Source organism: Pseudomonas sp. PvP089, from assembly GCF_017875165.1.
GTDB classification, from domain to species: domain Bacteria; phylum Pseudomonadota; class Gammaproteobacteria; order Pseudomonadales; family Pseudomonadaceae; genus Aquipseudomonas; species Aquipseudomonas fortuita.
In genome coordinates this window covers 2,175,292-2,198,797 of sequence record NZ_JAGGME010000001.1, presented here as the reverse complement: position 1 = coordinate 2,198,797, position 23,506 = coordinate 2,175,292, and the positions used below count along the sequence as shown (strand labels likewise).

15 protein-coding genes are annotated in these 23,506 nt (G+C 63.8%); 8 read left to right on the top strand and 7 right to left on the bottom strand.

What is annotated here, in order from left to right; translation table 11 throughout:
* Window positions 1–26 precede the first annotated feature (26 nt).
* From J3A71_RS09960 to J3A71_RS09935, 6 genes are all read left to right on the top strand, one after another.
* On the top strand, window positions 27–536 hold the full coding sequence (locus J3A71_RS09960) for a hypothetical protein (protein WP_016488242.1): 510 nt from the start codon (window positions 27–29) through the stop codon (window positions 534–536).
* A 98-nt stretch (window positions 537–634) separates the two neighbouring features.
* The gene (locus tag J3A71_RS09955) at window positions 635–2,464 is read left to right on the top strand and encodes an extracellular solute-binding protein (RefSeq protein WP_207268618.1); all 1,830 of its coding nucleotides are present in this window, start codon (window positions 635–637) and stop codon (window positions 2,462–2,464) included.
* Window positions 2,461–4,296 (top strand): extracellular solute-binding protein, encoded by a 1,836-nt coding sequence (locus J3A71_RS09950; protein WP_016488244.1) that lies wholly within the window; start codon window positions 2,461–2,463, stop codon window positions 4,294–4,296. The genes J3A71_RS09955 and J3A71_RS09950 overlap by 4 nt, the downstream gene beginning before the upstream one ends.
* Window position 4,297: 1 nt before the next feature.
* Entirely contained in the window at window positions 4,298–5,371 is a 1,074-nt protein-coding gene (locus tag J3A71_RS09945; RefSeq protein ID WP_016488245.1) for a microcin C ABC transporter permease YejB, read from the top strand.
* A gap of 1 nt (window position 5,372) precedes the next feature.
* Window positions 5,373–6,392 (top strand): ABC transporter permease, encoded by a 1,020-nt coding sequence (locus J3A71_RS09940; RefSeq protein WP_016488246.1) that lies wholly within the window; start codon window positions 5,373–5,375, stop codon window positions 6,390–6,392.
* 1 nt (window position 6,393) lies between these two features.
* Complete coding sequence (locus J3A71_RS09935; RefSeq protein WP_016488247.1) at window positions 6,394–8,001, top strand: ABC transporter ATP-binding protein; 1,608 nt, start codon at window positions 6,394–6,396, stop codon at window positions 7,999–8,001.
* Window positions 8,002–8,100: 99 nt separating this feature from the next.
* Here J3A71_RS09935 and J3A71_RS09930 read toward each other — a convergent pair whose 3' ends face one another.
* Entirely contained in the window at window positions 8,101–10,290 is a 2,190-nt protein-coding gene (locus J3A71_RS09930; protein ID WP_031311971.1) for a TonB-dependent siderophore receptor, read from the bottom strand.
* A 191-nt stretch (window positions 10,291–10,481) separates the two neighbouring features.
* Between J3A71_RS09930 and J3A71_RS09925 the strand changes: the two genes are divergently transcribed.
* A complete protein-coding gene (locus tag J3A71_RS09925; protein WP_096426557.1) occupies window positions 10,482–13,412 on the top strand; it encodes an aminotransferase in 2,931 nt (976 codons plus the stop codon).
* Between the two features lie 3 nt (window positions 13,413–13,415).
* Here J3A71_RS09925 and J3A71_RS09920 read toward each other — a convergent pair whose 3' ends face one another.
* Window positions 13,416–14,651 (bottom strand): NAD(P)/FAD-dependent oxidoreductase, encoded by a 1,236-nt coding sequence (locus J3A71_RS09920; RefSeq protein ID WP_016488250.1) that lies wholly within the window; start codon window positions 14,649–14,651, stop codon window positions 13,416–13,418.
* A gap of 76 nt (window positions 14,652–14,727) precedes the next feature.
* On the opposite strand from J3A71_RS09920, the gene J3A71_RS09915 reads away from it, so the two are divergent.
* Window positions 14,728–15,633, top strand: coding sequence for a LysR family transcriptional regulator (locus tag J3A71_RS09915; protein WP_016488251.1), 906 nt, complete (start codon window positions 14,728–14,730; stop codon window positions 15,631–15,633).
* Between the two features lie 64 nt (window positions 15,634–15,697).
* On the opposite strand, the gene J3A71_RS09910 is transcribed toward J3A71_RS09915, so the two are convergent.
* From J3A71_RS09910 to kdpA, 5 genes are all read right to left on the bottom strand, one after another.
* Entirely contained in the window at window positions 15,698–16,393 is a 696-nt protein-coding gene (locus tag J3A71_RS09910) for a response regulator (protein WP_016488252.1), read from the bottom strand.
* On the bottom strand, window positions 16,390–19,044 hold the full coding sequence (locus J3A71_RS09905) for a sensor histidine kinase KdpD (protein WP_016488253.1): 2,655 nt from the start codon (window positions 19,042–19,044) through the stop codon (window positions 16,390–16,392). The genes J3A71_RS09910 and J3A71_RS09905 overlap by 4 nt, the downstream gene beginning before the upstream one ends.
* Window positions 19,045–19,176: 132 nt before the next feature.
* Window positions 19,177–19,734: a potassium-transporting ATPase subunit KdpC gene (gene kdpC, locus J3A71_RS09900; protein ID WP_095115688.1), complete on the bottom strand. Its 558-nt coding sequence runs from the start codon at window positions 19,732–19,734 to the stop codon at window positions 19,177–19,179.
* 10 nt (window positions 19,735–19,744) lie between these two features.
* Window positions 19,745–21,799: a potassium-transporting ATPase subunit KdpB gene (gene kdpB / locus J3A71_RS09895; RefSeq protein ID WP_016488255.1), complete on the bottom strand. Its 2,055-nt coding sequence runs from the start codon at window positions 21,797–21,799 to the stop codon at window positions 19,745–19,747.
* Window positions 21,800–21,808: 9 nt separating this feature from the next.
* On the bottom strand, window positions 21,809–23,503 hold the full coding sequence (kdpA, locus tag J3A71_RS09890; RefSeq protein ID WP_096426558.1) for a potassium-transporting ATPase subunit KdpA: 1,695 nt from the start codon (window positions 23,501–23,503) through the stop codon (window positions 21,809–21,811).
* Between the last annotated feature and the right edge of the window lie 3 nt (window positions 23,504–23,506).

Below are 23,506 nucleotides of genomic sequence, written 5' to 3'. Positions count from 1 at the left end.
TCCACTCCATCAAAGAGGCTGCACCCATGGCACCGTCTCAAAACAGCCAGCTCCAACGCTTCGAAGCCAACATTCATGATGTCTTCAGCTTTACCCGGGCGGAGTACCTGATCAACGATGATGGCGACTTCGACCTCTATACCTTGCGTTTTATCGATCCCCAGTACCAGATCACCAAATCTGCGCAACATGACAGAGGCGACCATAGGCGCTTGAAGCCGGCCGTGGCGCCTATCCTGGTAGCCTATTCAGACCATTTCATGAGGGGTACTTTCTCCTCTCACATTTCGTATCTTCATTTTGTATATCCTGCTGGAAAGCAGCTGACGCACAAAGTGCTCAACACCGACATAACCGTCAATCAGGTACCTGGGCAGATGAACGCGCTGCGCTTTCGCCAAGAGCGGGATGTGCCGGACAATTGGGTTGCGAACACGTACTGGGTTCTGACCGACCAGCACGGCACCGAATACAAAATCCAATTCACTTCAGAAGATAACGCCAACTTGATCGGCATCGCCCGTTATCCAGGTTGAGATCAAGATGGAGCGTCCATTCGGACGCTCTTTTTCCAATCTCACCAAGCTGTTACTGTACCCGATCAAAGCCCAACGCCTCTGGATCGGATGCCGACTTGATACGTCCCCTCCTGCTGTCACTCAGCCTGGCCTTGAGCTTTCCCGTAGCCGCGATGGTGAGCGAAAGCCACGGATACGCGCAGTTCGGCACGCTCAAGTACCCAGCCACATTCACCCATTTCGACTGGGTCAACCCGCAAGCGCCCAAGGGCGGTACCTTGCGCGCCATGGCTTTTGGCACCTTCGATACCCTCAACCCCTACACCTTCAAGGGGTCGAGCCCGATCACCACGCCCAATTTCCAGCAGTACGGCATCAGCGAGCTGAACGAGCCGCTGATGGTCGGCACCGGCCAGTACGACCCGTCGGGTGACGAGCCGACCTCCAGCTACGGCCTGATCGCCCGTTCGGTCGAATACAGCGAGGACCGCAGCTGGGTGGTGTTCAACCTGCGCCCGGAAGCCCGCTGGCATGACGGCCAGCCGATCACTTCGGCAGACGTGGCCTTTTCCTACCGCACGTTGCTCAAGGACGGCCACCCGATCTACCGCACCAACCTGCAGGAAGTGCAGCGGGTAGACATCCTCGGCCCGCTGCGCATCCGTTTCGTGTTCAAGCGCGCCGGCAACCCGCTGCTGATCCTGCGCCTGGGCGAAATGCCGGTGCTGCCCAAGCACTACTGGCAAAAGCGCGACTTCAAAGCCACTACCTTCGAGCCACCCTTGGGCAGCGGCCCCTACCGCATCACCCAGGTACAACCCGGGCGCCGGCTGGTGTTCGAACGGGTGAAGAACTATTGGGGCAAGGACCTCGCGGTCAACCGTGGCAAGTACAACTTCAAGCGCGTGGAATACGAGTTCTACCGCGACGCCACGGTCGCGTTCGAAGCGTTCAAGGCTGGCGAATTCGACATCTACATCGAGCACCAGGCGAAGAACTGGGCCAACGGCTACAACTTCCCGGCCGTGCGCCGCGGCGAGGTGATCAAGGCGCAGATCCCGCACCGCATCCCCACGCAAACCCAGGGCCTGTTCATGAACAGCCGTCGGGCCACCTTCAGCGACCCACGGGTACGCCAGGCGCTGGGCCTGATGCTGGACTTCGAGTGGACCAACCGCGCCCTGTTCAGCAGCGCCTACCGCCGCTCGACCAGTTACTACCCCAACAGCGAGTTCGCCGCCAGCGGCGTGCCTACCGGTAAGGAATGGCTGTTGCTGGCGCCGTTCCGCGACCAGTTGCCGGCCAAGCTGTTCAGCGAACCCTACAAGGTCAGCCAGACCGATGGCCGCGGCATCAACCGCCAGACCCTGCGCCAGGCCTTGGGCCTGCTTGCCGAGGCTGGCTGGAAGCTGAACGGCCAGCGCCTGCTCGACAGCAAGGGCCAGCAACTGCGCATGGAACTGCTGCTGGTTAACCCCAACCTTGAACGCATCCTGCAACCTTATGTCGAAAACCTGGCCAGCATCGGCATCGATGCACGCTTGCGCACCGTGGACCGTGCCCAGTACAAACAACGTCTGGACCAGTTCGATTTCGACATGATTCTGATGACCTTGAACCAGACCCTGAGCCCCGGCCTGGAGCAGTGGCTGTACTTTCATTCCAGCCAGGCCGCGACCAAGGGCAGCAAGAACTATGCTGGGGTCAAGGACCCGGTGGTCGATCACCTGCTCGACACCCTGCTGGCCGCACGCACCCGCGACGACCAGGTCGCCGCCGCCCGCGCCCTGGACCGCGTGCTCTCATGGCAGTACTACATGATCCCCAACTGGTACCTCGACAACCATCGCCTGGCCTACCGCAACCGGTTCGCCTTCGTCACCACGCCGCCCTATACCCTCGGGCTGAACAGCTGGTGGATCAAGACTTCGGAGAAAGCCCAATGACGCCAACGCACCGCCTGCGCCGGCTGGCATGCAGCCTGTTGCTCGCCTGCCTGAGCCTTCCCACCCTGGCCGCACCGCAGCACGCGCTCACCCTGTACGACGAGCCACCCAAGTACCCTGCCGACTTCAAGCACTTCGACTACGTCAACCCCGACGCGCCCAAGGGCGGCACCTTCCGCCAGTCCAGCTTCGGCGGCTTCGACAGCCTCAACCCGTTCATCAACAAAGGCGTATCGGCCGAGAACATCGCCAGCATCTACGACACGCTGATGCGCCAGAGCCAGGACGAGCCGTTCACCGAATACGGCCTGGTGGCCGGCAAAATCGAGAAAGCCCCGGACAACAGCTGGGTGCGCTTCTACCTGCGCCCCGAAGCCCGCTTCCACGACGGCCACCCGATGCGCGCCGAGGACGTGGTGTTCACTTTCAACGCCCTGATCAAGGACGGTGCACCGCTGTACCGCCAGTACTACGCCGACGTCGCTGAGGTGGTCGCCGAAGACCCGCTGAAGGTGCTGTTCAGGTTCAAGCACAAGGGCAACCGCGAGCTGCCGCTGATTCTCGGCCAACTGCCCGTGCTGCCCAAGCACTGGTATGAAAACCGCGACTTCAACCGTGGCAACCTGGAAATCCCTCTGGGCAGCGGCCCGTACAAGGTCGCCGAGGTCAAGGCCGGCCGCTCGGTGCGCTACGAGCGGGTCAAGGACTACTGGGCGAAGGACCTGCCGATCAACCGTGGCTTCTACAACTTCGACGTCATGACCTTCGATTCCTACCGCGACACCACCGTCGCCCTGGAAGCGCTCAAGGCCGGGGCGTTCGACTATGCACTGGAAGTCAGCGCGAAGAACTGGGCCACCGCCTACAACGTGCCCGCCGTGCGCGAAGGCCGCCTGATCAAGGAAGAGCTGCCCAATGGCAACCCCACCGGCATGCAAGGTTTCGTCTTCAACATCCGCCGCCCGGTGTTCCAGGACATTCGCGTGCGAAAGGCACTGAGCCTTCTGCTGGACTACGAGTGGACCAACAAGCAGCTGTTCAACGGCGCCTACACCCGCACCGGCAGCTACTTCGAGAATTCGGAAATGGCCGCCCATGGCTTGCCTGGCCCCAACGAGCTGAACATCCTCGAGCCGCTGCGGGGCAAAATCCCCGATCAGGTATTCACCGAGGCTTACAAGAACCCGGTCAGCGACGGCAGCGGCATGATCCGCGAGCAGCAGCGCCAGGCCTACAAGCTGCTGCAGGACGCCGGCTGGAAAATCGTCGATGACAAGATGGTCGACGCCCAAGGCAAGCCGGTAACCATCGAGTTCTTGCTGGCGCAGACCGAGTTCGAACGCATTCTGCTGCCGTTCAAGCGGAACCTCGCCGACCTCGGCATTGACCTGAGCATCCGCCGGGTCGACGTTTCCCAGTACATCACCCGCCTGCGTTCACGTGACTACGACATGATCGTCGGCGGCTACCCACAGTCCAACTCGCCGGGTAACGAACAGCGCGAGTTCTGGTCCAGTGCCGCCGCCGACAACCCCGGCAGCCGCAACTTCATCGGCCTGCGCGATCCGGCCATCGACCAGTTGGTGGAACAACTGATCAACGCCGACTCTCGCCAGAGCCTGATCGACCACTGCCGTGCCCTCGACCGCGTGTTGCTATGGGGCTACTACGTGATCCCCAACTGGCACATCAAGACCTGGCGCGTGGCCTACTGGAACCACATCGGCCACCCGAAAGTGTCGCCCAAATACGACATCGGCATCGACACCTGGTGGATCAAGCCCGGGGTAACCCCGGCGGTCAGCGAAGCCCCTGCGGACGAGGCCAACTAAGATGCTGGCCTACATCCTGCGCCGCCTGCTGCTGATCATCCCGACCCTGTTCGGTATCCTCATCATCAACTTCATCATCGTCCAGGCCGCCCCCGGTGGCCCGGTCGAGCAGATGATCGCCAAGCTCGAAGGCTTCGAAGGCGCCACCAGCCGCATTGCCGGTGGTGGCGCCGAGGTTTCCGTGGCCGGCTCCAACTACCGTGGCGCCCAGGGCCTGGACCCGGCGCTGATCGCCGAAATCGAGCGCATGTACGGCTTCGACAAGTCGCCGCCCGAGCGCCTGTGGATCATGATCAAGAACTACGCCCGGCTGGACTTCGGCGACAGTTTCTTCCGCGATGCCAAGGTAATCGACCTGATCGTGGAGAAGATGCCGGTGTCGATCTCGCTGGGGCTGTGGAGCACGCTGATCATGTACCTGGTGTCAATCCCGCTGGGCATCGCCAAAGCCGTGCGCCACGGCAGCCACTTCGACGTGTGGACCAGCTCGGCGATCATCGTCGGCTATGCCATCCCGGCGTTCCTGTTCGCCATCCTGCTGATCGTGCTGTTCGCCGGTGGCAGCTACTTCGACTGGTTCCCGCTGCGTGGCCTCACCTCCAACAACTTCGACGAACTGAGCACCACCGGCAAGGTGCTGGACTACTTCTGGCACCTGGTGCTGCCGATCACCGCACTGGTCATCGGCAACTTCGCCACCATGACCCTGCTGACCAAAAACAGCTTCCTCGACGAGATCAACAAGCAATATGTGGTCACCGCCAAGGCCAAGGGCCTCAGCCGGCCAAGGGTGCTGTACGGCCACGTATTCCGTAACGCCATGCTGCTGGTGATTGCCGGGTTCCCGTCGGCGTTCATCGGCATCTTCTTCACCGGGTCGTTGCTGATCGAGGTCATCTTCAGCCTCGACGGCCTGGGCCTGATGAGTTTCGAAGCGGCCATCAACCGCGACTACCCGGTGGTCTTCGGCACCCTGTTCATCTTCACCCTGTTAGGGCTGGTGGTGAAACTGATCGGCGACCTGACCTACACCCTGGTCGATCCACGCATCGACTTCGCCAGCCGGGAGCACTGACATGGCCTTGTCCCCCCTCAACCGCCGGCGCTTCGAGCGTTTCAAGGCAAACCGCCGTGGCTGGTGGTCGCTGTGGCTGTTCCTGATCCTGTTCGGCCTGAGCCTGGGCGCTGAGCTGATCGCCAATGACAAGCCCGTTGCCGTGCGTTACGACGGTGAATGGTACTTCCCGGCGTTCAAGCGCTACCCGGAAACCACCTTCGGCGGCGAATTCCCGCTGGAGGCCAACTACAAAAGCCCGTACATCCGCGAACTGCTGGCGAAGAAAGACAGCTTCGTGCTGTGGGCGCCAATCCCGTTCAGCTATCAAAGCATCAACTACGACCTGCGCGTGCCCGCCCCCGCTCCGCCCTCGACCGATAACTGGCTGGGTACCGACGACCAGGGCCGAGACGTGCTGGCGCGGGTAATCTACGGCTTTCGCATTTCGGTACTGTTCGCCCTCACCTTGACGGTGGCCAGCTCCATCGTCGGCGTCATCGCCGGCGCCTTGCAGGGCTTCTATGGCGGCTGGGTCGACCTGGCCGGGCAGCGCTTCCTGGAAATCTGGTCGGGCCTGCCGGTGCTGTACCTGCTGATCATCCTGGCCAGCTTCGTGCAGCCTAACTTCTGGTGGCTGCTGGGTATCATGCTGCTGTTCTCGTGGATGAGCCTGGTGGATGTGGTCCGCGCCGAGTTCCTGCGCGGGCGCAACCTGGAATACGTGCGCGCCGCCCGTGCCCTGGGCATGCGCAACGGCGCAATCATGTACCGCCATATCCTGCCCAACGCCATGATCTCGACGATGACCTTCATGCCGTTCATTCTCACCGGCGCTATCGGCACCCTCACTGCCCTGGACTTCCTCGGCTTCGGCCTGCCCGCCGGTTCGCCATCGCTGGGCGAACTGGTAGCCCAGGGCAAGTCCAACCTGCAAGCGCCATGGCTGGGCATCAGCGCCTTTGCGGTGCTGGCGCTGATGCTGAGCCTGCTGGTGTTCATCGGCGAATCCGCCCGCGATGCCTTCGACCCGAGGAAGTGACATGAGTGAACAGAACCTGATCGAAGTGCGGGACCTGGCAGTGGAGTTCGTGACCGGGGACCAGATCAACCGGGTGGTAGACGGCATCAGCTTCGATATCCGCAAAGGCGAGACACTGGCGCTGGTGGGCGAAAGCGGCTCGGGCAAATCGGTCACCGCGCACTCGATCCTGCGCCTGCTGCCCTACCCCTTGGCCCGCCACCCCAGCGGCAGCATCCGTTACCAGGACAAGGACCTGCTGCAGCAGAACGAGAAGACCTTGCAGCGAATCCGAGGCAACCGCATCGCGATGATCTTCCAGGAGCCGATGACCTCGCTCAACCCGCTGCACTGCATCGAGAAGCAGATCAACGAAATCCTTTTGCTGCACAAGGGCCTGAGCGGCAAGGAAGCGACCGCTCGCACCCTGGAGCTACTGGATCTGGTCGGCATTCCCGAGCCGCACAAGCGCTTGAAGGCCCTGCCCCATGAGCTGTCGGGCGGGCAACGCCAACGGGTGATGATCGCCATGGCACTGGCCAACGAGCCGGAACTGCTGATTGCAGATGAGCCGACCACGGCGCTCGACGTGACCGTGCAGTTGAAAATTCTCGACCTGCTCAAGGAACTGCAGGCGCGCCTGGGCATGGCGCTGCTGCTGATCAGCCATGACCTGAACCTGGTGCGTCGCATCGCCCACCGCGTGTGCGTGATGCAGCGCGGGCAAATTGTCGAGCAAGCCGAATGTGCCACGCTGTTCAGCGCGCCACAGCACCACTACACACAGATGCTGATCAATGCTGAGCCCAGCGGGCTGCCGGCCCACAACCCGGTCGGCGCGCCACTGCTGGAGGTGGATGATCTCAAGGTGTGGTTCCCGATCAAGAAGGGGCTGCTGCGGCGCACGGTTGACCATGTAAAGGCCGTGGACGGGGTCAACTTCAGCTTGCCCCAAGGGCAAACGCTGGGGATTGTCGGGGAGTCCGGGTCGGGCAAGTCAACGCTCGGTCTGGCGATCCTGCGGCTGATTTCCAGCCAGGGAGGCATCCGTTTCCATGGGCAGGACTTGCAAGGGCTGAACCAGAAGGCCGTGCGGCCGCTGCGGCGGGAAATGCAGGTGGTGTTCCAGGATCCGTTTGGCAGCCTGAGCCCGCGTATGTGCGTGGCGGACATTGTGGGCGAAGGGCTGCGCATTCACGGCATTGGCACCGCGCAGGAACAGGAAGCAGCGATTATCGCGGCCCTGGAGGAGGTAGGCCTGGACCCCCGCACACGCCACCGCTACCCCCATGAGTTTTCCGGCGGCCAGCGCCAGCGCATCGCCATTGCCCGGGCGCTGGTGTTGAAACCAGCACTGATTCTGCTGGATGAACCCACGTCAGCGCTGGACCGTACCGTGCAGCGGCAGGTGGTCGAGTTGCTGCGCAGTCTGCAGCAGAAGTACAACCTGACCTACCTGTTCATCAGCCATGACCTGGCGGTGGTCAAGGCGCTGAGCCACCAGTTGATGGTGATCAAGCATGGGCAGGTGGTTGAACAAGGGGATGCGCAGGCGATCTTCCATGCGCCGCAGCACCCGTACACGCGACAGTTGTTGGAGGCGGCGTTTTTAGAGGTTGAAGTTTCGTAGGGGTGCGTGTTTGCCTCGCTCCTTGTTGCACGTTGCAGATCCAGCGCCGCGCGGGCGGCGCTCGATTTACGCGACACCGCACCACCACCGCCCGGATTATCAGAAGTCAATGGTGCCGGAGAACTTCAGCAGTCGCGGATCGCCCTGGGTCAGGTAACCACCGTTAGCCGAGGCCCAGTAGTTCTTGTCTGTCAGGTTTTCCACATTCACCCGCAGGGTCAGGTCTTTCTCCGCTACCTTCAACTTGTAACGGGCACCGGCATCGAAACGGTTCCAGGTCGGCAAACTGACGTTGTTCGCCGCATCGACGAACTGGCCACCGGTGCGCAGCATCCTCGCATTCAGCGCCAGCCCAGGTACACCAGGCACGTCCCAGTCGACGCTGGCATTGAGTTGGAACGTCGGCACGCCAATGGCATGGTTGCCATCGTTGCTGCCGTTGGCAGTTTTTTTCTGCTCCGAGGTCATGCGCGTGCCGCCAGCCATCAGGCGCAGACCCTGGACCGGCTCGCCGAACAGGCTCAACTCCAGGCCTTTGTTGACCTGTTCACCGTCGCGAATGAAGACATTGTTCAACGTATAGCCGTCTGAAGGCTTCTCGATACGGAATACGCCCAGGTTCGCACCAAAGGTCTGTCGGTCGAACTTGATACCAGCCTCAAGCTGCTTGGTGCGGCCTGGCGGGAACATCTCGTTGGCATTGGACACATTGGCTGGCGCCGTTGGCCCCTGAGCCAGGCCTTCGATGCGGTTGGCATACAAGGAAATGCTGTCGGTGGCCTTGAACACGATGCCATACACCGGTGTGGTGATCGACTCCTCATACGGGTCGCCTTTGCGGCTGCCGTCATTCGCCAGGTTGGCCTGCCCTTGAGAGGTCGTGCCATCGTAAGTATAGCTTTCCACCCGCAGCTGCTGCCGTCGCAAGCCGTAAGTCAGCAACAGGCGATCATCGAAGACGCCAATGGTGTCGGAAATGGCGATGCTCCGCGCGCGGGTCTTGCCGGTAACACCGGGGTCACCCATTTCGCCACCCGTGCTGGTGACAGTGCCCGGCTTGGCCTTTTGCACGCCGTCGTAGATGTTGGTGCTGACCGGCGAATAGAAGGTGTAGGCGTTTTCCGCCTGGGTCCACATGGTATTGGCCCCCAAGGCGATCTGGTGGCTGATCGGCCCGGTCTGCAGGCGCCCATTCAGGCCAGTACTGAAGCTGGTGTTGTCTTCACCGTGCACGATGTCCGAAGGGGTCATCGTCGCTGCACCGCTGTTGCCGACCAGTACCGGGGTACCGTAGGTGCCCTGCTCGCGCGTGTGCCGGGCGCCGCCGGCGAGGTAGGCGGTCCAGTTGTCGCTCAGGTCCCATTCGCCACGGACCATGCCGAAGGTATCTTCCGACTCGCTGTAGCTCCAGCTCTGGCCATAGTTGTGGCTGGCGTCCGGCGCGGTCGGGGCCTTGGTCGTGGTACTGCCCAGGCGCACGGAATTGCGCAAATGGTTGATGCGCTGTTTCTGGTAGCCGATGTCAGTCGCCACGCGGAAGTTGTCGCCACGGTAGTCCAGGCCAGCGGTGAACAGCTTGGTGCGCTGGTCCTGGTCATCCACGGCAGTTTCACCTTCGCGTTGGCTGAGGTTCAGGCGCGCGCCGAAACGGTTGTCCTCACCGAAGCGTTGGCCGATATCCAGGTGCTCGCCAATACGGCCATCGGCGCTGATGTCCTGGGTGTAGCGGCGGGTCGGCTCATCACCGGCGCGCTTGGGCTGCAGGTTGACGTTGCCGCCCAGGCCCGTGCCGGTCGGGCTCACGCCATTGAGGAAAGCATTGGGCCCCTTGAACACTTCGACCCGCTCGACGCCGTCGGTGGACATGATCTGCCGCGGCAAGATGCCGTACAGGCCATTGAAGGAAATATCATCGCCGGCCAGCGGCAACCCCCGGATCACGAAGACCTTGGACTGGTTACCGAAGCCGAATGATTCACGCACCGAGGGGTCGTTGGCCAGGACGTCACCGATGTCTTCCGCCTGCTGGTCTTCGATCACCTTGGCGGTATAGCTGGTCATGGTAAAGGGCACATCCATGTAGTCCTGGTTACCCAGCACGCCCATTCGCCCGCCACGGGCCACCTGGCCGCCGGCAAACTCGTCGGGCAATGCGTCGGGGCGCGCTTTCAGGGCATCGGCGCTGACATCGGTCGCCTCCAGCTGGATCGGTTCTGCAGCCTGCGCCATCAGGGTTACGGAACAGCAGATCGCCAGTAATGCGGGACGCGAGGGGACACGGGAAGGCATGGGATAATTCCTGACAGCGCGGAGGATGTGAAACAGAACGCAAATGGTAATGCTTACCAAACACAAACATCAACCTGCGGCTGTGGCAAAGGGCCGCCACTTATCAGGATTTCTGATCACGATCGTCTTTCATCATCAGTCAGATCGGGCATACAGTCGCTGCTGTCACTCCTGCTTCAACGGTAGAGCCCATGCCCAGTTATCCACAAAAGAACGTCTCCCCTGCCCTTGAGCAGATGATCCAGCGCGCCAGCCTGCCCGGCCCCACGCTCAGCGAAACCCAGGCACATGCCTTGTTGCAGATGCACTACGGCGTTGCCGGTGGGTTGTCGGCACTGGGCAGCCAGCAGGACCTGAACTTCCGGGTCGATACGGCCCAAGGGCAGTTCGTACTCAAGGCCTGCCATGGCAGCTACGCAAAGCTGGAGCTGGAGGCGCAGCATGCCGCCCTCGCCTATTTGCGTGAGCACGGCCTGTCGGTGCCTGCCGTACGTGCGGCGCACAGCGGCGAAAACTTGCTGGCCGTGGAGATTGATGGCCAACCACTGCGCGTGCGCCTGCTCGACTACATCGAAGGTCAACCGTTGACGCGCCTCAAGCACATGCCGGCGCAGCTGATGGCCGAAATGGGCAGGCTGTGTGCGCGGCTCGACAGCACCCTGGCCGACTTCGACCACCCCGGCCTTGCGCGCACCCTGCAATGGGACCCGCAACACGCCCAGGCGTTGATCCAGCACCTGCTGCCCGTACTGGACAACAGCGAGCAACGCGCCCGCATCGAACACGCCACCGGCGTCGCCGCCCAACACCTCGCCCCGCTTGCCGAGCAACTGCCAAGCCAGGCCGTGCATCTGGACATCACCGACGACAACACCGTGTGGGCCCTTGACGGCGAGCGCCAGTGGCAGTTGCAAGGGGTGATCGACTTCGGCGACCTGCTGCGCACCTGGCGCATCGCCGACCTGTCAGTGACCTGTGCAGCACTGCTGCACCACGCCGAAGGCGACCCGCTGCGGGTCCTGCCGGCGGTCAGCGCCTACCAGGCGCTCAACCCGCTGACCGACGCCGAGCTGCGTGCCCTGTGGCCTCTGGTACTAAACCGCGCGGCAGTGTTGGTGCTGAGTAGCGCGCAGCAACTGGCCGTGGACCCGGGTAACCAGTACACCCGCGACAACGTGGCCCATGAGTGGGAAATTTTCGACACCGCTACCGCCGTGCCTTTCGCACTCATGCAAGCGGCCATCCTGCAGGCTGCCGGCGTGCAACCCGCCACGCCAGACCTGAACGGCTGCACGCCCCTGCTGCCCGAACTGGCGGGGCACCCTGTGACGCGCATTGACCTCGGTGTGCTCAGCAAGCATTGTGAAGCGGGCAACTGGGAGCAACCCGGCTTCGACCAACGCCTGCTAACCCTGCACCCTGCCCCGGCCTGCAGCCTGCACGGGCAGTATCGCCTGTCGCAAACCCATATCGACCGCCCCGAGGAGCCAGCCACCTGCGCCCTTGGCGTAGAGCTGCATGTAGCCAACGGTAGCGCGGTGCAAGCGCCGGCAGCGGGCACCTGGCATCGCCATGGGGATGGCCGTGGCTGCCTGCGCACCGCGCACTGGGCCTTGTGGCTGCAGGGTCTGGAAAATGCCCCGGCAAATGGCCTGGCCGTTGAACAAGGCCAGTCGCTGGGCATCAGCTGCGGTTTCCTCAGCGTGCAGCTGTGCCTGGACAACTGCATTCAGCCGCCATTCTTCGCCACCCCGTCCCAGGCTGCCGCCTGGCTGGCGCTGTGCCCGTCACCAGCCGCACTGCTGGGCTTCGATTGCGATGCCGATCCGCTGCCTGATCCGCAGGCCCTGCTGGCACGCCGCGATGCCAGCTTCGCCCGTTCGCAGAAGCACTACTACGCGCAGCCACCCCACATCGAACGCGGCTGGCGCAACTACCTCATCGACATGCAGGGCCGCTCTTACCTCGACATGCTGAACAACGTCGCGGTACTGGGCCATGGCCACCCCCGCATGGTCGCCGAGTCGGCACGACAGTGGTCACTGCTGAACACCAACTCGCGGTTTCACTACGCAGCCATCACCGAGTTCTCCGAACGGCTGCTGGACTTGGCCCCCGAAGGTTTCGACCGGGTGTTCATGGTCAACAGCGGTACCGAAGCCAACGACCTGGCCATCCGCCTGGCCTGGGCCTACAGCGGCGGGCGTGACCTGCTCAGTGTGCTGGAGGCCTACCACGGCTGGTCGGTGGCCACCGATGCCATCTCCACGTCGATCGCCGACAACCCGCAAGCCCTGGAAACCCGCCCGGACTGGGTACACCCGGTCGAAGCGCCGAACACCTTCCGCGGCCGCTTCCGCGGGCCCGATAGCGCCGCCGACTACCTGCAGGACGTCGACGCCAAACTGGCTGACCTCGATGCCCGTAACCGCCAGCTGGCGGGTATCATCTGCGAGCCGGTGTACGGCAATGCCGGGGGCATCTCGTTACCGGCCGGCTACTTGCGCGATGCCTACGCCAAGGTCCGCGCCCGTGGCGGGGTATGCATCGCCGACGAAGTACAGGTGGGTTATGGTCGCCTGGGCGAATACTTCTGGGGTTTCGAGGAACAGGGTGTGGTGCCCGACATCATCACCATGGCCAAGGGCATGGGCAACGGCCAGCCACTGGGCGTGGTCATCACCCGCCGTGAAATCGCCGAGGCGCTGGAAGCCGAGGGCTACTTCTTCTCCTCGGCCGGTGGCAGCCCCGTCAGCTGCCGCATTGGCATGGCGGTGCTGGATGTGATGCAGGAAGAAGGCCTGTGGGACAACGCCCGCGACACCGGCCGCTACTTCAAGGCCCGCCTGCAGGCGCTGGTCGACAAGCACCCGCTGGCTGGCGCGGCACATGGCTCGGGCTTCTACCTGGGGCTGGAGCTGGTGCGCGATCGCACAACCCTGGAGCCGGCCACCGCAGAAACCATGACGCTGTGCAATCGCCTGCGTGACCTGGGCATCTTCATGCAGCCGACCGGCGACTACCTGAACATCCTCAAGATCAAGCCACCAATGTGCACCACCCGGGCGAGCGTGGACTACTTTGTCGACAGCATTGACCGGGTGCTGGGCGAAGGCCTGTAACTATCACGGCGTGGGCCCGATGGCTGCGGCCCACGCCTGCAATGCCTCAGTGGCTGCCATGGCGATCTGTTCGTCCGTGCGCCCGCTGAACTGCCGCTCGATCGCGTCGGCGGCGATCAGCCCGGCAATGGTGGGCTTGCCTACGGCATCGGTCAGGTCCAGCCACTCCCCCCAACTGGCAGGTACGTCATACCAGCGCAGGTAGCCAGAGGGTGAACAAGGCCACCAACGCTCATCGAACTGCAGAATCACCTTCTCCAGCTTGCCCATGCCCAGATGTACCAGGGCTTGCTGCTGTGTTTCAGGTAATGCAGGGGTGAAGTGCAATGCTTTCAACACCCCCACAGGGACTGTGCAAATGCAGAAGTCGCACACCTCTCCATTCACTTTGACGCGCGCGCTCGACCAGTCGATGTGGGTTACCGGCGTGTTCAGGCGGATATCCAGATTTTTTGCCAGCAAGTCGACAAGCTCGCTGTAACCACCTGGCAGCATGCGATCGCCATGCCCGACCCCCTCTTCGTCCAGCGCACTGACCGACAGCTGCTCCACTGGCAAACACGCCTCCAGTACAAGGTTGGCGTCGATGGCGAACTGCGTGGCGCGCGTGCGCGCAGGGTCGAGTGTGGCCATGTAGCCGGTGATCGCTTCAGACAAGGGCAGCCGCCGATCAATACTTTGGGTCAAGGCAATCCAGGCAGCGTCGACATCGGGCAGTACCCCGCCTCTTGCGGCTGCAAGCGGGCGGCTGAAGTCGGTCTCGACACAAGCCAACCCATGTTGCTGCGCAAAAGCGGCCAACGGGTTTTCAGCGAAATGCTGAAGCCATGCAGCACCTTCATCCGCCTTCACACCACCCAGATCGACAGAATGCGTACGCCCACCTGTTCGCCCCCGTGCCTCCAGCACAGTGCAATCGATGGCCTGCGCCCGTAGGCGTTGTGCGGCAGCCAGGCCTGCACATCCCGCCCCGATCACGATCACCTTGCGCGCGCCAGCACTCAAGGCTGCCTCGGCGGCACGCAGGCCATCATTCCAGGCACCATGTGCCATGGCTGGCGCGCGGGTGTTACAGGCTTCTCCGGCAATGACCAGGCGCTCTTGCAGTACGTGGCCCAGGGCACTTCGATGCTGCGGCGTTCCTCCTGCCAGCAGCGCGCTGTAGGCACCGAGGCTGAACGGGTCTGTACGCCAGTGAGTGACATGCCACGCGGTTGGTCTCTGCATGCTCATCTCCATTGAGGGCTGTCCTGTACGCGCATTAATGTTCATAATTTTCAGCAACAAAAGCTGATCATCATCAGGTTTACTGACAATGGCCTTTACCAGCGACTCCCTGGCAACTTTCCTCGCGGTGCTGGATGCCGGCTCGTTCTCCGCCGCAGCGCGCAAGCTGGGCCGTGTGCCTTCGGCCGTGAGCATGGCAATCGCCCAACTGGAAGCCGAGCTGGACCTGCCGCTGTTCGACCGGGCCACACGCAAAGCCTTGCCCACCAGCGCCGCCCTGGCGCTGGAGCCCCAGGCCAGGCAGGTGATCTGCCAGCTCAACCTGCTGGATGCCCAAGCCCTGCAATTGCACCAAGGCCTGGAAAAGCGCCTGACCATCGCCATGGCGCCCGAGCTGCAGACCGGCCGCTGGAGCCAGCCACTGGAGACCCTCGCCCAAGCGTTTCCCAGCCTGGAAATCGAGGTACGTTCGGCCACCCAGACCGAAGCCATTCGCCTTTTGCATGACGGCAGTGTGCAACTGGCACTGGTGTTCGAGCGGCCTGGCATCGACGAACGTGAGTCGTTCCTCGAAGCCGGTAGCCAACTGCTGGTGGCCGTCGCTTCACCACGCCATCCGGCCGGGCAGAACAGCGGCACGCCATTGCCTGAGGAGGCCTTTGCCGAACAACGGCAGATCATCGTGGCCTCAGGCAAGGCCACCGGCTCGGACCCACGCATGGTGCTGTCGCGGCGCATCTGGCTGACCGACAGCTACCTGGCCACGCTGGACCTGGTGCAGTCCGGGCTGGGCTGGGCCTACCTGCCGCAGCCGTTGGTTGAACCGCTGATTGCTTCGGGTGCACTGGCAGAAGTGAGGTTCGACAACATGGCCAGCCGCCTGCGCTTATGGGTGGACATCATCTGGATCAAGTCACGGCCGCTGGGCCTCGGTGCCAGGCGTTACCTGGAGGTCACGCGCCAGCTCTTCGAGAAGGAGCCACCCAGAGCCTGACGCCCCTTGCGGACGTAACTGCCCGCGATCAACGGCACAGCCAGTATGCTGCCGCAAGGGGGAGTTAGATGGGCGGCGCCACCAACCTGTACCCCACCCCTGCCTCGGTGATGATAAACCGTGGCGCCGTGGGGTCATCGCCCAGCTTCTGCCGCAGATGCCCGACCACGATCCGAAGGTAGTGGGTATTCTCCACATGCGTAGGCCCCCAGACATCCTTGAGCAGTTGCTGCTGGGTAATCACCCGCCCTGGGTGCCCGGCCAATAGCGCCAGCAAGGCATACTCCTTGCGCGTCAACGCCACCTCCACACCGTCGAGGGTTACCCGGCGAAAGGCAAAATCCACGGTCAACGGCCCAAAGCTGGCTGCCACTTCCGAGCCCCCGGCCTGTGGCACCTGGCGTAGCAAGGCCCGCACCCGCGCCAAAAATTCCTGGATGCCAAACGGCTTGGTCACGTAATCGTTGGCCCCGCCGTCCAGCGCATCCACCTTCTGCACCTCACTGGCGCGCACCGACAGCACCATCACCGGCACCGCGCTCCATTCGCGCAGCTCTCGCAGCACCTGCTGGCCGTCCATGTCCGGCAGGCCCAGGTCGAGCACCACCAGGTCCGGCTTGCCCAGAGCAGCCTGGGCCAGCCCTTCCTGGCCGGTAGCAGCTTCGAGCACCTTGTAGCCCTGCGAGGCCAGGCTGATGCGCAGGAACTTGCGGATCTGCGGTTCATCGTCGATGACCAACAGCGTGGCGGACTGGCTCATGGGGTTTCGCTTTCAGCTTCAGGTTGAGGGGGTAGCGGCAAGCATAAAGTGATGCCGGTGCCCTGGCCATCGATGCCTTCGCCCACCAGAATCTGCCCGCCATGGGCGCCGATCATGCCCTGGCAGATTGCCAGGCCCAGGCCTGTGCCCTGCCCGCCGCGGTCACCACGGGCAGCGGTATAGAACATGTCGAAGATCTTCTCGCGGTCGGCGACCGGAATGCCAGGGCCCTGGTCGCTGACGGTAAAGCGCAACTGGTCTTCATGCACGGCCACTTGCAGCTCAAGCCGACCATTGCCCGGGGAGAAGCGTGCGGCGTTTTCCAGCACGTTGACCAGCGCCTGTTCGATCAGCGCCGCATGCACGAACAGCAAGGGCAGCTCGGCCGGCACGTCGGTGTGCACCCGCAGCGGCGCCAGCACCACGCGCAAGCGGTTGAGCGCACTGCCAACGATGTCGGCCGGGGCTACCCAGTCGCGTGCAAGCTTGAGGCCACCATGGCCCAGGCGGGTCATGTCCAGCAGGTTCTGGATATAGCGGTCGAGGCGTTCGGCCTCGTTGCGTGTGCCCTCCAACAGCTCGCGGCGGTCTTCAGGCGGGATCGCTTCGCCCAACGCCAGCAGGCTGTCGATACTGCCGCGCATGGCGGTCAACGGCGTGCGCAGGTCGTGGGAGACAGACGCCAGCAAGGCGCTGCGCAGCTGCTCGGTTTCGCCATGCAGGCGCGCAGCCTCCAACTGCTCGGCCAGGCGGGCGCGGGCCAGGGCCTGAGCCAGTGGCTGGCCAAGGGCCGTCAGCAGGCGCCGGCGTGGGTCGTTGAGCGGCTGCCCGTTGCGCGGGCGCACCCCCAGCAGTGCCAAAGGCTGTTCGTCCACCGCCAGCGGCCACCACCACCAGCGGCCATTGGGTAAGGTGTCGCTGCCATGGCCAGCGGCCTGGCCGTGCTGCCAGGCCCAATCGGCGGCAGCCCGTTCGGTGTCGCTGAAGGCGTGGGCTTCGCCGCTGGCCACCTGCAGCTGGCCTTCGGGGTTGCGCTCCAGCAGGCACACCTGCATGTCCTGCCAGCCGTCCAGGTGCTGGCCCGCAGCGCTGAACACGGCCTGGCGGTCGGTGGCCACGGTCAGTCGGCGCGACAAGTCGAGCAGCTGGCTGGTCTGCGCCTGGGTTTCGCGTAGCGCCTGCAACTGGCGGCGCTGGCGTGCAGCCAGATTGCCGGTAAGCGCGGCCATCAGCAGGAAGAACACCAGGGTCAGCACGTCTTCTTCGCGCTGGATGCTGAACGAGAAATTGGGTGGAATGAACAAAAAATCGTATGTCAGGAACGATAGCGCGGCGCACGCCAGCGCAGGCCCCAGGCTGCTGCGCACCGCCACCAGCAACACCGCAGCCAGAAACACCAGCGAGATGTTGGGCAGCGCCAACACACTCGACACCGCCCAGGCCAGCCCCGCCGCCATGACCGTGGCCAGCAGCGCCAGCAGGTAGTGGCGCCACACCCACACCCGCCGCACCGCCGACCGCGGTGCTTGCGGCTGCACGTCGCGGTCCAGCACGTTGATTTCCAGCCCATGGCTTTCGCGCAGCAGCCGCGCAGCCACACCGGCACCGAACAGGCGACGACGCAGGCGGTCACGGGACTGCCCCACCAGCACCAGGCTGGCCCGCCGTTCGGCGGCATGCTGGATCAACGTGCGCGCCACTTCGCCAGCCCTTAGCAGCACCACCTCGCCGCCCAGGCGCTCGGCCAGCTGCTGCGCGGCCTGCAAGCGGTGACGCGCGGTTTCGTCGCGCAAGCGGCCGTTGTCCACATGCACCAGGCTCCAGGGCAGGTGACGGCGTTGCGCCACGCGGCTGGCATGTCGCACCAGGCGTTCGGCCTGGTCGTCGCCGTCCACGCCTACCAGAAGCCGCCCGCGCAAGGCCGGGGCCTCTTGGCCACGCTGGCGATAGCCGTCGGCGAGGTCGGCATCGACCTGTGCGGCGGCAGTTTGCATGGCCAGTTCGCGCAAGGCGGTGAGGTTGGTTTGCGAGAAGTACGCATCGATGGCCGCCCGCGCTTGCTCGGGCACGTAAACCTTGCCTTCACGCAGGCGTTCGAGCAGTTCGCGGGGTGGCAGGTCGATCAGCACCAGTTCGAAGGCTTCCTGCAGCACCCAGTCCGGCAGGGTTTCACGCACCTGTACGCCAGTGATGTCACGCACCTTGTCGTTGAGGCTTTCCAGATGCTGGACGTTGACCGTGGTGTACACGTCGATGCCAGCGGCCAGCAGTTCCTGTACGTCCTGCCAGCGCTTGGCGTGGCGGCTGCCGGGGGCATTGGTGTGGGCCAGTTCGTCCACCAGGGCCAGTTTTGGCGCGGCCTTGAGCAGGCCGTCGAGGTCCATTTCTTCAAGGGTGACGTCGCGGTACTGGCTGCGCAGCAGAGGTTGCTGCTGGAGACCTGCAAGCAGCGCTTCGGTTTCCGCGCGGCCGTGGGTTTCGACAACGCCTGCCAGTACCTGCACGCCCTGGCGTTGCTGGGCGTGGGCGGCCTGGAGCATGGCGAAGGTCTTGCCCACGCCGGGCGCGGCGCCAAGAAACACCTTCAGCCGGCCCCGGCCGGTGCGCGGGAGGTTAGCCAACAGCGCATCTGCGCGGGCGGAATCACTCATGTTTCATCCTTTGCTATTTCAGGGGCAAGCACCGTACCTGTGGGAGCGGGTTCACCCGCGAATGCGTTGCTGGCAGCACCATCGCATTCGCGGGTGAACCCGCTCCCACAGGGTCCCTGCTACCGCTTCAATTCATTTGGTAATTGCGAGCTTTTCCAAGGCCTGGTTCAACGCCAGCACATTGACCACCGGTGGGCCGATCAATGGGTGGAGGGTGGCCTCTTCCTGCAAGGCTTGCAAGCGTTCCACCGGCAGTTGACGCGCCGCCGCCACCCGTGGGATCTGATAGGCCACGGCCTCCGGTGGCAGGTGCGGGTCGAGGCCGCTGCCCGAGGTGGTCAACAACGCCTGCGGCACCGGCCCCTGCTGCGCCTGGTACAGGCTAGCCGCCTCCCCTTTGACCCGCTCGGCCAGCGCCGGGTTGCTAGGCGAAAGGTTGCTGGCACTGCTGGCCACCGTGGCAAAAGCGCCTGCCGAAGGCCGCGCATGGAACCAGCCATCCCCCTTGAAATCCTGCGCGATCAACGCCGAACCGCGCACCTGGCCCTGGTCATCCCGCACCAGGCTGCCATTGGCCTGTTCCGGAAAAACAACCTGGGCGATGCCGGTTACTGCCAGCGGATACAGTGCGCCGGTCACCAGCGTCATCAACAGGGCCAGGCTTAAAGCCGGGCGTACATAAGCATTCATGGCGGCCTCCTCAGACCAGGTTCAGGGCATTGAGCAGCAGGTCGATCAGCTTGATCCCGGCAAACGGCACCACAATGCCGCCCAGCCCGTAGATCAGCAGGTTGCGCCGCAACAGGTGCGCGGCACTGGCCGCCTGCACGCGTACGCCACGCAACGCCAGCGGGATCAGCACGATGATGATCAGTGCATTGAACACGATGGCCGACAGGATCGCGCTCTGCGGACTGGCCAGCTGCATCAGGTTGAGCACGCCCAACTGTGGGTAGATGGCGGCGAACAGCGCTGGCAGGATGGCGAAGTACTTGGCCACGTCGTTGGCAATGGAGAACGTGGTCAGCGCACCACGGGTCACCAGCAATTCCTTGCCCACCTGCACCACATCCAGCAGTTTGGTCGGGTCGCTGTCCAGGTCGACCATGTTGGCCGCCTCGCGCGCGGCCTGGGTGCCGTCGTTCATGGCCATACCCACATCGGCCTGGGCCAGTGCCGGGGCGTCGTTGGCGCCGTCGCCGCACATGGCCACCAGGCGGCCGTCGTTCTGCTCCTGGCGGATACGCGCCAGCTTCTTCTCGGGGGTGGCCTCTGCCAATACGTCATCCACGCCCGCTTCTGCGGCGATGGCGGCGGCAGTCAACGGGTTGTCGCCGGTCACCATCACCGTGCGGATGCCCAGCTTGCGCAGCTCGGCGAAGCGCTCGCGGATGCCGGGCTTTACCACATCCTTGAGGTGGATCACGCCAAGCAGGCGCTTGTCGATACACACCAGCAGCGGCGTACCACCGCTCTGGGCAATCCGCTCCACTTCGCGGGCCAACGCCGGGGGCATTTCCAGGCGTTGCATGCCGACAAATGCCAGCACGGCATCGACGGCACCCTTGCGGTAGCGGTGCTGCTGATAGTCGATGCCTGACAGGCGTGTCTCGGCACTGAAGGCCACAGCGTCGAACTGCCCGGCCGCCGGTTCGACAAACTCATGGAGCTGGCGCAGGTATTCGACAATCGACTTGCCTTCGGCGGTGTCGTCGGCCAGAGAGGCCAGCAAGGCGCCCTCACCCAATTCGCGAGCGGTGATACCTGGCGCAGCATGCAGCGCGCTGCAGCGGCGGTTGCCGAAGGTGATGGTGCCGGTCTTGTCGAGCATCAGTGTATGCACGTCACCGGCGGCCTCGACCGCGCGACCCGAGCGGGCGATGACGTTCAGCCGCACCAGCCGGTCCATACCGGCAATGCCGATGGCCGACAGCAGGCCGCCGATGGTGGTGGGAATCAGCGTCACCAGCAGCGCGGCCAGGAAGATCAACGGCAGGCTGCCACCCGCAAAGTGGGCGAACGGCTGCAAAGTCACCACCACGATCAGGAAGATCAGCGTCAGGCCGATCAGCAGGATGTCGAGGGCGATCTCGTTGGGGGTCTTTTGCCGCTTGGCACCTTCGACCAGGGCAATCATGCGGTCCAGGGTCGACTCGCCCGGGTTGCTGGTAATGCGGATCAGCAGCCAGTCGGAGACCAGCCGCGTATTGCCGGTCACCGCCGAGCGGTCGCCGCCGGACTCGCGGATCACGGGGGCGGACTCGCCGGTAATGGCGGCCTCGTTGACGGCCGCGATGCCTTCAAGCACCTCGCCGTCACCGGGGATCATCTCGCCGGCGACCACGCGCACAACGTCGTCCTTGCGCAGCGCGCTGGCAGCAACCGTCTCGTAACTGCCATCCCGCTGGCGACGCTGGGCAGTCAGGCCTTGGCTACCGGCCTTGAGGCTGTCGGCGCGGGCCTTGCCACGGCCTTCGGCCAGGGCCTCGGCGAAGTTGGCGAACAGCACGGTAAACCACAGCCACAGTGCGATCTGCACGGCAACACCCGTGCTCACGCCATTGCCAGGGGCGAAGCACAGTACGGTGGTGAGCACTGCGGTCAGGGCCACCACCAGCATCACCGGCGAGCGCTTGAGCTGGCGCGGGTCGAGTTTGACAAACGCCTGCACCAGCGCCGGGCGCCACAGCGCGGCAAAGCGCGTCTGGTCCTTGGCAGTGTGCCGGGTATTCACTTCAGGAATGGGCATGTTCATGATCGGTCCTCAAAAACCCAGGCTCAGGTGTTCGGCGATTGGCCCAAGGGCCAGGGTCGGCAGGAAGGTCAGGCCGCCGACCAGCAAGATGGTCACCAGCAGCAGGCCGGTGAACAGCGGGCCGTGGGTGGGGAAGCTGTTTTGCCCCTGTGGCGCACTCTTCTTGGCCGCCAGGCTGCCGGCCAGGGCCAGGATTGGCAGGATGTAGCCGAAGCGGCCAATGAGCATGGCCAGGCCGATCATCAGGTTGTGGTACACCGTGTTGGCACCGAAACCGGCGAAGGCCGAGCCATTGTTGGCAGTGCCCGAGGTGTAGGCGTACAGCAGTTGGCTGAAACCGTGCGCCCCCGGGTTGCTGACCGCCGCCGCCGGGCCTGGCAGGCTGGCGGCAATGGCGCCGAGTATCAGGACGCCGACCGGCATCACCAGCAGGGTCGCCACCAGCAACTGCACCTCACGGGCCTGCAGCTTTTTACCCAGGTACTCCGGGGTGCGGCCAATCATCAGCCCGGCCAGGAATACCGCGATCAGGACGAACAGCAGCATCCCGTAGAGACCCGCGCCGACGCCGCCGAATATCACCTCGCCGACCATCATGTTGACCATCGCCACCATGCCGGTCAGCGGGTTCAGGCTGTCGTGCATGGCATTGACCGAACCGTTGGAGGCCGCGGTGGTAGTGACCGTCCACAGCACCGAACCGGTGGTGCCGAAGCGGCTTTCCTTGCCCTCCAGGGGTGCAGTCTGCTGCACCTGTGGGCTCTGCAGCGCCGGGTTGGGTTGATGCTCGGACCACAACGCCGTGCTGCCACCGATCAGGAACAGGGCAAGCATGCAGGCCAGGATGGCGCGGCTCTGGCGCAAGTCCTTCACGTAGTGGCCGAAGGTGAACACCAGGGCCACCGGAATGAGAATGATCGAAGCCACCTCGAACAGGTTGCTCCAGGCCGTAGGGTTTTCGAACGGATGCGCCGAGTTGACGCCGAAGAAGCCGCCGCCATTGGTACCCAATTGCTTGATAGCGATCTGGCTGGCGGCCGGGCCCAGTGGAATGGTCTGGTCAGTACCTTGCAAGGTCAGCGCATGGGCATAGTCGGCAAAGGTCTGCGGTACGCCCTGCCAGACCAGCAACAGCGCCAGCAGCACGCACAGCGGCAGCAAGCCGTAGAGGGTGGCACGGGTCATGTCGACCCAGAAGTTGCCCAGCGTCGACGCGCTGCGCCGGGCAATGCCACGGCACAGCGCCACCAGCACGGCCAGGCCGGTGGCAGCACTGACAAAGTTCTGCACGGTCAGGCCGAGCATCTGGCTCAGGTAGCTGACCGACGCTTCACCGCTGTAGGCCTGCCAGTTGGTGTTGGTCACGAAACTGACGGCGGTGTTGAACGCCAGCGACCATTCCTGGCCTGGCAGGTGCTGCGGGTTGAGCGGCAGGTACCCCTGCAACAGCAGCACGGCGAACAGCAGCAGGAACCCGACCAGGTTGAAGGCCAGCAGGGCCAGGGTGTACTGCCGCCAGTTCTGCTCCTGGATGGCGTTCACGCCCGCCAGCCGGTAGCAGGCTTGCTCGACCGGGCCGAGTAGCGGCGACAGCCAGGTGCGCTGGCCTTCCATGACCTTGAAGTAGAACCGCCCAAGCCAGGGTGCGGGTAGCAGCACGATGGCAAAGAACGCCAGGAGCAAGGCGAAATCGTAACTGTGCATGGC

Coding starts and splice junctions, on each gene's coding strand:
- J3A71_RS09960 (WP_016488242.1), top strand. CDS start 27: ATGGCACCGTCTCAAAACAGCCAGCTCCAACGCTTCGAAGCCAACATT.
- J3A71_RS09925 (WP_096426557.1), top strand. CDS start 10,482: ATGCCCAGTTATCCACAAAAGAACGTCTCCCCTGCCCTTGAGCAGATG.
- kdpB (WP_016488255.1), bottom strand. CDS start 21,799: ATGAACATGCCCATTCCTGAAGTGAATACCCGGCACACTGCCAAGGAC.
- J3A71_RS09915 (WP_016488251.1), top strand. CDS start 14,728: ATGGCCTTTACCAGCGACTCCCTGGCAACTTTCCTCGCGGTGCTGGAT.
- kdpA (WP_096426558.1), bottom strand. CDS start 23,503: ATGCACAGTTACGATTTCGCCTTGCTCCTGGCGTTCTTTGCCATCGTG.
- J3A71_RS09920 (WP_016488250.1), bottom strand. CDS start 14,651: ATGGAGATGAGCATGCAGAGACCAACCGCGTGGCATGTCACTCACTGG.
- J3A71_RS09930 (WP_031311971.1), bottom strand. CDS start 10,290: ATGCCTTCCCGTGTCCCCTCGCGTCCCGCATTACTGGCGATCTGCTGT.
- kdpC (WP_095115688.1), bottom strand. CDS start 19,734: ATGAATGCTTATGTACGCCCGGCTTTAAGCCTGGCCCTGTTGATGACG.
- J3A71_RS09945 (WP_016488245.1), top strand. CDS start 4,298: ATGCTGGCCTACATCCTGCGCCGCCTGCTGCTGATCATCCCGACCCTG.
- J3A71_RS09940 (WP_016488246.1), top strand. CDS start 5,373: ATGGCCTTGTCCCCCCTCAACCGCCGGCGCTTCGAGCGTTTCAAGGCA.
- J3A71_RS09935 (WP_016488247.1), top strand. CDS start 6,394: ATGAGTGAACAGAACCTGATCGAAGTGCGGGACCTGGCAGTGGAGTTC.
- J3A71_RS09950 (WP_016488244.1), top strand. CDS start 2,461: ATGACGCCAACGCACCGCCTGCGCCGGCTGGCATGCAGCCTGTTGCTC.
- J3A71_RS09905 (WP_016488253.1), bottom strand. CDS start 19,044: ATGAGTGATTCCGCCCGCGCAGATGCGCTGTTGGCTAACCTCCCGCGC.
- J3A71_RS09910 (WP_016488252.1), bottom strand. CDS start 16,393: ATGAGCCAGTCCGCCACGCTGTTGGTCATCGACGATGAACCGCAGATC.